This is a genomic window from Streptomyces hainanensis, assembly GCF_004348415.1.
In the GTDB taxonomy this organism is placed as follows: Bacteria; Actinomycetota; Actinomycetes; order Streptomycetales; family Streptomycetaceae; genus Streptomyces; species Streptomyces hainanensis.
In genome coordinates this window covers 1-3,475 of record NZ_SMKI01000636.1, presented here as the reverse complement: position 1 = coordinate 3,475, position 3,475 = coordinate 1, and the positions used below count along the sequence as shown (strand labels likewise).

The 3,475-nt window shown below is 72.2% G+C and carries 3 protein-coding genes; all 3 read right to left on the bottom strand.

The genetic code is table 11. The annotated features are described in order from the left end of the window. Positions 1-313 precede the first annotated feature (313 nt). Positions 314-1,357, bottom strand: coding sequence for a 3-isopropylmalate dehydrogenase (locus E1283_RS33940; protein WP_132822014.1), 1,044 nt, complete (start codon positions 1,355-1,357; stop codon positions 314-316). A gap of 77 nt (positions 1,358-1,434) precedes the next feature. Continuing rightward, positions 1,435-1,629 (bottom strand): hypothetical protein, encoded by a 195-nt coding sequence (locus tag E1283_RS33935; RefSeq protein WP_132822013.1) that lies wholly within the window; start codon positions 1,627-1,629, stop codon positions 1,435-1,437. 168 nt (positions 1,630-1,797) lie between these two features. Continuing rightward, positions 1,798-3,429 carry an L-glutamate gamma-semialdehyde dehydrogenase gene (pruA, locus tag E1283_RS33930; RefSeq protein WP_132822012.1) on the bottom strand — a complete coding sequence of 544 codons (1,632 nt, stop codon included), beginning with the start codon at positions 3,427-3,429 and terminating at the stop codon, positions 1,798-1,800. Between the last annotated feature and the right edge of the window lie 46 nt (positions 3,430-3,475).

The window sequence follows — 3,475 nt, the reverse complement described above, 5'->3', positions numbered from 1 at the left end:
GGCTTCACGTCGGGTGGGCGGACCGCGAGCCCGCGCCTGGTCGGTACTAGGACATCCGAGCATCCGGATGCGCGACGGCCCCGCGTGTGAGATGACCGGGGTGGGGTCGATTATGACGCGGGGACCGGCGGCATGCGCACGAGGGGCGGCCCTGGGGTGATGGTGGCACCCGGCGGGCGAGTTGCCCATCCGCGCCCCGCGGGCTGCCGCCCCGGGGGCGCGCCCGGCGGGGTCGGCAGGATCGGCGCCCCGCGCCGACCGGCGGCGCTCCGGTTCGCCGGGTCGGCGAGCGGGGCCGCCGTGGCGGCGGGTGTCAGCCGGCTACTCGGGCCGCCAGCGCGTCGCCGATCGCGTCGGTGGAGCGCGGGGTGGCGGCGTCGCGCTCGGCCAGGTCGGCGGTGACGACGTCCTCGACGCGGACGGCCTCCGCCTCGTAGCCGAGGTGGCGCAGCAGCAGGGCGACGGAGAGCACGGTGGCCGTGGGATCGGCCTTGCCGGTGCCGGCGATGTCGGGCGCGGAGCCGTGGACCGGCTCGAACATCGACGGGAAGGCGCCGGTCGGGTTGATGTTCCCGGAGGCGGCGAGGCCGATGCCGCCGGTGACGGCCGCGGCCAGGTCGGTGAGGATGTCGCCGAACAGGTTGTCGGTGACGATCACGTCGAAACGCTCGGGCTGGGTGACCAGGAAGATCGTGGCGGCGTCGACGTGCAGGTAGTCGGTGGTGACCTGCGGGTACTCCTGGGCGATCCGGTCCACGGTGCGCTGCCAGAGGTGACCGGCGTGCACCAGCACGTTGTTCTTGTGGACCAGCGTCAGCTTCCTGCGGGGGCGGGCCGCGGCCCGCTCGAACGCGTCGCGGACGACCCGCTCCACGCCGTACGCGGTGTTGACGCTGACCTCGTTGGCGATCTCGGCGGGGGTGCCGGTGCGCACGGATCCGCCGTTGCCGACGTAGAGGCCCTCGGTGCCCTCGCGGACGACGACGAAGTCGATGTCGGGGCGGCCGGCCAGCGGGGTCGGGGTGTTGGGGAACAGCTTGCTGGGACGCAGGTTCACGTAGTGGTCGAAGGCGAAGCGCAGCTTGAGCAGCAGCCCGCGCTCCAGCACACCGGACGGCACCGTGGGGTCGCCCACCGCGCCGAGCAGGATGGCGTCGTGGCCCTTCAGCCGCTCGAGTTCCGCCTCCGGCAGGGTCTCGCCGGTGGCGTGCCAACGCGTGGCGCCGAGGTCGTAGCGGGTGGTCTCGAGCTTGACGTCGCCCGGCAGGACGGCGGACAGGACCTTGAGCCCCTGGTCCACCACTTCGGGACCGATGCCGTCACCGGGAATCACCGCGAGATCGATGCTGCGAGCCATGGGGGGACCCTAACTCCGTCCCACGGCCTGACACCAACGCGTCCACCATCCGGACGAGACCGGTCGGCGGGGCGGGCTCAGAGCGCGTCGGGCTCCTCGGCCCCGTCGAACACGGCGCCGTTGTCCCGCCGGTCCAGGGCGCGCTGGAGCGCGCCGGCCGCCTGCCGGCGGCTGGCCTCGCGCGCGGCCCGCGCCGCGGCACGGGCCCTGACCAGCGCGGAGTCGCCGGCGGAACGCGGACGGGTGACGGTCAGGGGCAGCGTGGCGTCCATGGCGGATCAGCTCCAGGCGAGGGGGTGGGTGTGGTCGGGCGACGCTGCCCGACCTTAGAGCCTCCACAAAAGTAGCGGTGATCCACAGTGATGTCTCGCTAAATACTCGACCGTCCTAGTATGTGAGACAGGAATCACCCGTGGTGACGCCCCCACCCGCCCGGCGGCTCAGCCCATGTGGGGATAGCGGTACTCGGTCGGCGGCACCTGGGTCTCCTTGATCACCCGCGGCGAGGTCCAGCGGAGCAGGTTGAACTTGGAGCCCGCCTTGTCGTTGGTTCCCGAGGCCCGGGCCCCGCCGAAGGGCTGCTGCCCGACGACCGATCCGGTGGGCTTGTCGTTGAGGTAGAAGTTGCCGGCCGCGAACCGCAGGCGCTCGCTCGCCCGGGCCGCCACCGCCCGGTCCCTGGCCAGCACGGCGCCGGTCAGCGCGTACGCCGCGACCGACTCCATCTGGTCGAGCATCGTGTCGAAGGTGTCGTCCTCGTACACGTGGACGGCGATGATCGGGCCGAAGTACTCGGTGGAGAACACCTCGTTGTCCGGGTCGGTGCAGGTCAGCACGGTGGGCCTGACGAAGTAGCCGACCGAGTCGTCGTAGGTGCCGCCCGCGATGATCTCGCACGTCGGATCGGTCCTGGCCCGGTCGATGGCCGCCTTGCTCTTGGCGAAGGAGCGCTCGTCGATGACCGCCGCCATGAAGTTGGCGAGGTCGGTCGGGTCGCCCATCGCCAGCCCCTCGGTCTCGGCGACCAGCTCGTCCCGCAGCCCGCCGTCCCACAGCGAGCGCGGCACGTAGGCGCGGGAGGCCGCCGAGCACTTCTGCCCCTGGTACTCGAAGGCGCCTCGGGTGATCGCCGTCCGCACCACGGCGGCGTCGGCGGTCGGGTGCGCCACGATGAAGTCCTTGCCGCCCGTCTCCCCCACGATCCTCGGGTAGCTGCGGTACCGCTCGATGTGCGCGCCGACCTGCTGCCACAGGTAACGGAACGTCGTGGTGGAGCCGGTGAAGTGGATGCCGGCCAGGTCGGGGTGGGGCAGCGCCACCTCGGACACCTCGCGGCCGTCGCCGGTCACCAGGTTGATCACGCCGTCCGGCAGCCCGGCCTCCTCGAGGAGCCGCATCAGCAGCACCGCCGCGTGCGTCTGGGTCGGCGACGGCTTCCACACCACCACGTTGCCCATCAGGGCCGGGGCGGTGGGCAGGTTGCCGGCGATCGCCGTGAAGTTGAACGGCGTGATGGCGTAGACGAAGCCCTCCAGCGGCCGGAAGTCCATCCGGTTCCACACGCCCCTGGGCTGCACCGGCGGCTGCTCGGCCAGGATCTCGCGGGCGAAGTGCACGTTGAACCGCCAGAAGTCGATCAGCTCGCAGGGCGCGTCGACCTCCGCCTGCTGGATCGTCTTGGACTGGCCGAGCATGGTCGAGGCCGCGATGGTCTCCCGCCACGGCCCGGCCAACAACTCGGCGGCCTTGAGGAAGACGGCGGCCCGGTCGTCGAAGGACAGCGCCCGCCAACCGGGCGCGGCGGCCAGCGCGGCGTCGACGGCGTCCTGGGCGTCCTGCCGGGTGGCGTGCGCCGCCGTGCCGAGCCTGGCCCGGTGGTTGTGCGGCTGCACCACGTCGAAGCGCTCGCCACCGCCCATCCGCCGCCGGCCGCCGATGGTCATGGGCAGCTCGATCGGGTTGTCGGCCAGTTCCTTGAGCTTGCGTTCGAGGCGGGCGCGCTCGGCGGATCCCGGCGCGTAGCTGTGCACCGGCTCGTTCACCGGCACGGGGACCTGGGTCACACCGTCCATGACCGGGACTCCTTCACTGTTGGGGGTCGTCGAGGGGGTCGGGAGG